Source organism: Reinekea sp. G2M2-21 (genome assembly GCF_015687175.1).
In the GTDB taxonomy this organism is placed as follows: domain Bacteria; phylum Pseudomonadota; class Gammaproteobacteria; order Pseudomonadales; family Natronospirillaceae; genus Reinekea.
The window spans coordinates 1-3792 of record NZ_JADPQG010000019.1 but is presented as its reverse complement, the minus strand read 5'-3'; the positions used below and the strand labels follow the sequence as shown (position 1 = coordinate 3792).

Annotated in this window: 6 protein-coding genes; all 6 read right to left on the bottom strand. The window is 41.3% G+C overall.

The window, feature by feature from the left end; genetic code table 11:
* Window positions 1-749 precede the first annotated feature (749 nt).
* Entirely contained in the window at window positions 750-998 is a 249-nt protein-coding gene (locus tag IYN85_RS25355) for a hypothetical protein (protein WP_196161780.1), read from the bottom strand.
* A 10-nt stretch (window positions 999-1008) separates the two neighbouring features.
* The gene (locus tag IYN85_RS25350; protein WP_196161779.1) at window positions 1009-1239 is read right to left on the bottom strand and encodes a hypothetical protein; all 231 of its coding nucleotides are present in this window, start codon (window positions 1237-1239) and stop codon (window positions 1009-1011) included.
* A gap of 294 nt (window positions 1240-1533) precedes the next feature.
* Window positions 1534-1821: a hypothetical protein gene (locus IYN85_RS25345; protein WP_196161778.1), complete on the bottom strand. Its 288-nt coding sequence runs from the start codon at window positions 1819-1821 to the stop codon at window positions 1534-1536.
* Between the two features lie 249 nt (window positions 1822-2070).
* The gene (locus tag IYN85_RS25340; protein WP_196161777.1) at window positions 2071-2373 is read right to left on the bottom strand and encodes a hypothetical protein; all 303 of its coding nucleotides are present in this window, start codon (window positions 2371-2373) and stop codon (window positions 2071-2073) included.
* Complete coding sequence (locus tag IYN85_RS25335; RefSeq protein ID WP_196161776.1) at window positions 2370-2936, bottom strand: hypothetical protein; 567 nt, start codon at window positions 2934-2936, stop codon at window positions 2370-2372. The genes IYN85_RS25340 and IYN85_RS25335 overlap by 4 nt, the downstream gene beginning before the upstream one ends.
* A gap of 499 nt (window positions 2937-3435) precedes the next feature.
* Window positions 3436-3792: hypothetical protein (locus IYN85_RS25330; protein WP_196161775.1), on the bottom strand; the 357-nt coding region annotated here is incomplete at its 5' end.

Genomic DNA, 3792 nt, shown 5'->3' with positions numbered 1-3792 from the left:
TTTGTTTTTAATAGAACAACAGCGCATAGAAGACACCAAAGAAAGCCAATGTACATGCCGTTATGGCTACTCCAAAGACAACTACTCCATAGTCATCTTGGAATTTACTTAAATGGTTGAGCAACTTCGCGAACATGGTGCATTTTTCCCTTATGTCTATTTTTTGCTTAGTACTGATGAAAGCTCACTGAGAATTGCTTTCCCAATTAGCCTCGCATTGAACTTCGACTCTTTGGTAAATCGATATTTGTCAAACCTTTTACCGCGAGGGAGTCGATCTCCAATTCGATGTCTGTAAAGCCGCTCCTGAACCCACGTTCGACCTAGGTCGGATGGCTGACTGTTTGGTTCTGCCTCGTCCCATAAAATCACTGACTGCTCAACTGACATCATTTTTTCCCTTAATTAAGTGATCGTAGACTTCGATGTTAATACTTCGCTAACGATGTCCTTGCTTCGAGGATCTAGTTCATTGGAATTTTCTAACCCCTCCAACAGATTTATTGGCTGTTTTAACAAGAACTTCCGATATTGAGCTTCAGGTCCAAGTCGGTCATGTACTCGCTTATGAATAAAGAAGCTCACTAAGAACCCACACGTTGCCAAAAAACCTAAAACATAAGACTGATGATAGAAAAATAACCCAGCAACAAGAGTCATGACTATCGGTGGTAACCGCGATACGTATAACTCTTTGCTAAATACGAACTGTGATTCAATATCGTATCTCATCATTTTTCCCTCAAGTTTTATTCACTGGCCGGGGCAGACTCTAGGGCTTTGACTGCATCCCCAAAATCATCCCAGCGGCAGCGCTGCTTAAACGAATCAGTACGCTCTGATGGAATAGGTTCATATTCCCATCCACCCTGCTTATTCAAAATTAAACCATCTTTACGTACCGCAAACTGCAATGCTGTACCCTGGCCTACTTTCGTGGCCTCTATCGTAATACCCGAATCTTGATCTATCCATCTATTGGCAACTAACGTGGTCACGATTTTTCCTTCAACTTTTTAGTTTAACAATTTCAAGCTTACGATCTAATTCAAGATCTGCTTTCGTTTGAGTATCTTTATACGCATTTACAAGTTCGTCGACATGCCAACTGCTAACGACTGGCTCAACCGTCCCTGAAATGCAAAACTTGGCTTTGACGTCTTCCCTTAAAGAAAATTCAGATAGCTTCTTATAATTGAGAAACCTTGCTGATGCTACGTTTTGAATAGAGTGATGCATCTTGTGTCCTTCAGATTATTGAGGTCTTAGAACCACCATAAACGCTTGAAGAGGAAATTAGCGGAACTTCATTCCACCAGACGCCATCCTTCAATTGATGGTCACTACATCCTTTGATTTTTCTAACGGTCAATTCTGGTATGTGACCTGTATTGACGTCTACCTCTTTTTGTCTATGATCTAATCCGCAAAGGATTCCTTCCTCAAAGTGGATGCAATTATTGCAAGGTTCACCATAGCGTTCATACACATCTGTGATTTCTTCGAATGAAGGGCGCCTCATAGTCTTTTCCTTTAGTTTTTAGCTGTTGGAATTTCAGGTAATGAAAAGTCGGCTTTGGACCAATAAGTAGTTCCATTGCCGCTATCGACTTCGATTAACTTTAAAGTTTCTAACGCTACTACGATTTCTGGTTTCAAAGAGCATTCCCATAATTGACCCGGTGGCTTTAGAGAATATGTTGGCTGCTTACCATAAAATGTGAGATCTCGGCCAATTTGTTCAATTTCACAACCAGCTTTCAAGTAAGCTAGTACCAGTTTTGGGTCATTGGGATTACTAATTTTAGGAAGTGAAGTCATTTGCTGTGCCCTGATCTGTTTCGCGTTAGGTCATCCCACGCCGGATTATTTACTGGTTCCGAATCGAGATGCTCGACACTATCTAATGGCAGTTCTATTGCGTCGTACCCATGGTCTAATGCAACTGAAACAGTTGCTCCTACGATTTCTCGCTCTAAGTGATAAACCACTCCTACTTCACCACGCCACGTATCATGGTTGGTTATTACTACTCGTGATCCAACAGCAATATCCGGCATGGATTTTTTCCTACTTGTTCTGTAACTCTATAATTTCATAGTCCAAGCCGTGATTCACGGCATACATCTCAGCATCGTGGGTTGTGAATGGAACCCCGACAATGTTGTAACCAATTTTAGATATGAGGCTTTTCGCTTCGGCTTCCAACGCCCGGCCCTGTTCTGCCGTGGCAGACATGAGGTTGGCGTAAAACTCCAACACTCGTGCATTGAGCGCCTGGATTTCATCCAGATGCGTCAACAAAGGCTCCATCTGAAGCCCTTCATTAATCAACAGCTTTAAATCACCCTTGATGATAAGAGCATATTTCATAGCTCGGAACCATCTTCAAAAATGATTTTCCCGATTCGCCCTTTAACTCTATCTATATGATTTGCACAACCAGCTGCTACCATTAGCAATGCAGCTCGGAGTGCATGATTCGTAGATTTATGATCTCTAACTAAACGATCGGCTATTGATTCATTACCCAAAAGTTTATAATTGGCGATATTGATGCACTGCGCCCTGTCAGCAGACGGTGGCAAAACGTTTGAATATTCATTCATTTTGTTTTTTGTGAATGTAAAAAGGCTCCTTCTATCTGTATATGATCGTTCTTCGAAATGCCTTAATTTCTTAATATGAACAATATCGGGCAATTTTTCTCGCTCCTTACGCGCATCAATTTCAGAATTAGATTCATGCAAATGCCCTGCGATTCGACCGAGCGAATAGCATCCCTTTAACTCTTGCGCGTCGATTTCAAATAAGTCGCCAGCCCGTTTAATGCTTGTGACGCGGTTGTCAGACTCTGCAAGTTCCAAAAAAGCAGAAATGGTTTGTTCGTCTATATCCTCTTTTCGCACGTTCGATAGCTTCAAGTAAGTAGTCATTTGTTTTCCTTCATAAAAACATGTCTTAGATCTTGCGCTTATTCGCAAGCCAACTCACAGATGTCATTCTTTCTACCGTTTTCACACCCGCTTATTTGGCATAATAACGAGATGGAACAGATACGAATCTTACTCCTAAATCTACTTTCATTGAATCGCAGAAAGACTCCCACTTATCATCTTCCGGAAAGTCTTCATCAATAGGAAACTCGCCGACCCGCTCTAATTCGATAGTGATGCCATCAATACCGCCTGTGACTCTATCAACTTTATATGTGTCACCATCGATGGAGTTTTCACCAAGGTACTTATCGACTTTCTTTTAAATCGCTTCAAAGTCATAGACGCGTTTTGTAACTTGAATATCTTTAAATAGCTGAGTCATGCTTTTTTTCCCTCAGGTTTTTAATTTGGGTTTTGATGCCCAATGAGTATGTATGTATTTCGCAGCCAGCATCGCAAGATAGCTATGCTGCTTGTGTGCTGCGTCCTCTTTCCATTAGTTAATTGTTATTTTAAAATCAAGAGCCTTCATAAGACCATCAAAATGATCGAACTCAATACCGTGATAGTCTTCGAAAGAGGAAACCGATGCGCCACCACCTTTCTTTATGTTCTTGTATTCTTCGAGTGCCAGAATCAAAGTATTGGCTTCTGAGCGAGCCGACTCAAAATCAGTAAAATTCGATTGGTATTCACTTAAATACGAAGGCACTACTACAACAAAATTATCACCATCATTTTCCACACCGATTATCTGGCTTTCGCCATTGCAGTGAATCTCTGCAAACTGCTGGCAATCGTTAATACCCGGAGCTGTGCATTCTTCATGTCGATCTAATAATTGAGCCATCGA

What these genes read in the sequence shown, in the direction of transcription:
- IYN85_RS25350 (WP_196161779.1), bottom strand. Translation starts at nt 1,239, where the DNA reads ATGCATCACTCTATTCAAAACGTAGCATCAGCAAGGTTTCTCAATTAT.
- IYN85_RS25345 (WP_196161778.1), bottom strand. Translation starts at nt 1,821, where the DNA reads ATGACTTCACTTCCTAAAATTAGTAATCCCAATGACCCAAAACTGGTA.
- IYN85_RS25340 (WP_196161777.1), bottom strand. Translation starts at nt 2,373, where the DNA reads ATGAAATATGCTCTTATCATCAAGGGTGATTTAAAGCTGTTGATTAAT.
- IYN85_RS25335 (WP_196161776.1), bottom strand. Translation starts at nt 2,936, where the DNA reads ATGACTACTTACTTGAAGCTATCGAACGTGCGAAAAGAGGATATAGAC.